We start from the raw sequence: 1,576 nt of genomic DNA, 5'->3' as shown, positions 1-1,576 counted from the left end.
GCCCGTATTAGTACGCAAACCACACAAATTATTGAACAAGTACAACATTTAACACCACGATTTGAAGCAGTCAACCAAGGTATGGAAATTCAGTCTCAGGGAGCGCTGCAAATTAGTGAAGCGATGACGCAGTTGAGTAGTGCTTCGGTACAAACGGTGGATTCTTTGCGGGAAATTAATCATGCGATCGCTCAACTCAATCAAGTTGCTCAAGGACTGCGCCAAGAGATTTCCCGCTTCCAGGTGAATAGAGAAGATTTTATATCTCATCAAACCGAAAACTTTAACACCATTACACCTCTCCAAAAAATAATGTAGAGACGTTGCATTGCAACGTCTCTACAAGGATTTTGGGTAACGCATAATTAATTTCACGCCTATGTCTATTATACGTGGGGCTGTGTAAATTCTTTCTCTGCAAGCTGTAGCTATTGTGCGTTTTTTGGGAATTCTAAGTATCAAGCAGTATGTAAAATTCCCCGTCAAGCAGCTTACGGAATAAATTTTATGTTTAAAAACATGACCTTGCAAACGCGACTGATTAGTTCATTTTTGTTCATGGGACTGATCGTACTTATAGTTGCCTTGTTGGGATGGTTCATCACCAACGAGTTAAATTCTTACATTGACATCCTGATCAACAATCACATCCCCAGTATTTCTGGGATATGGAAAATTAACGAAGGACAGACACAAATCCAATCAGCAGAACGGTTGTTATTCGATCCGGAAATGACCGATGTTGAAAGACAGAATACACTAGCACAAATGAAGTCTGGTTGGGAACAAGTTGACGAAGGGCTGAAACAGTATGAAGCAACGCCGCTAACTGAGCAAGAGAAGAAAGAGTATGAAACATTTAAGCGGAGTTTGGAAAGCTGGAAGCAAGCTCATGAGAGATTTTTACAGATTGAGCAAGATTACACTCAACTTGGTATTCGCAATCCCTGGAAAAAACAAGGTGAATTAATTAGTCAGCAAAAAGAAACCTCATCAGAGCTTGCTACCCTGCAAGCTGCTTTGACTTTACGTCAGCGTATGGATTCCGATGGAGCAACTAAGGAAGAACCATTATTTAAAACAACTGACGAGCAAGCTTTGAAGCTGTTACAACTTAATGAAAGTTACATCGTAGATACACAGAAAGAAGTCCAGCAGAATATAGCTCGAAGCATCTTCTGGATTTGTTTAGGGATTATTATTGGTCCTGTCACTGCCATCATTTTCGGAGTTTTAATCGCCCGACAAATAGCAGAGCAAGTTTCCAGTTTGCTCATACAAGTCAGCTCTTCCAGCAGCCAAATAGCCACTTCTGGCAAACAACTAGAAGTCACAGTCACAGAGCAGGTAGCATCTACCAACGAAGTCGCTGCTGCTGCTAGAGAAATATCTGCCACCTCCAAGGAACTCGTTAAAACAATGGAGGAAGTAGCAGTCATGTCACAAGCGACAACCACAGCAGCTACAGAGAGTCAAAAAGACCTGTTGCGGATGGAAACGACAATGCGTCAATTGGCAGAAGCCACCAACTCAATTGCTTCCAGATTGGGAGTTATGAGTGAAAAGGCAAACAACA

1 protein-coding gene and 1 pseudogene are annotated in these 1,576 nt (G+C 41.7%); both read left to right on the top strand.

The window, feature by feature from the left end:
• Positions 1-318: pseudogene (locus tag ACE1AT_RS27860) on the top strand (hypothetical protein); the annotation flags it as partial.
• A gap of 189 nt (positions 319-507) precedes the next feature.
• A partial coding sequence (locus ACE1AT_RS27855) for an MCP four helix bundle domain-containing protein (RefSeq protein WP_374874335.1) occupies positions 508-1,576 on the top strand: 1,069 nt, incomplete at its 3' end.

The sequence above is a fragment of the Pelatocladus sp. BLCC-F211 genome (assembly GCF_041928655.1).
Taxonomy (GTDB): domain Bacteria; phylum Cyanobacteriota; class Cyanobacteriia; order Cyanobacteriales; family Nostocaceae; genus Pelatocladus.
This window is presented reverse-complemented; position numbering and strand designations above follow the sequence as displayed.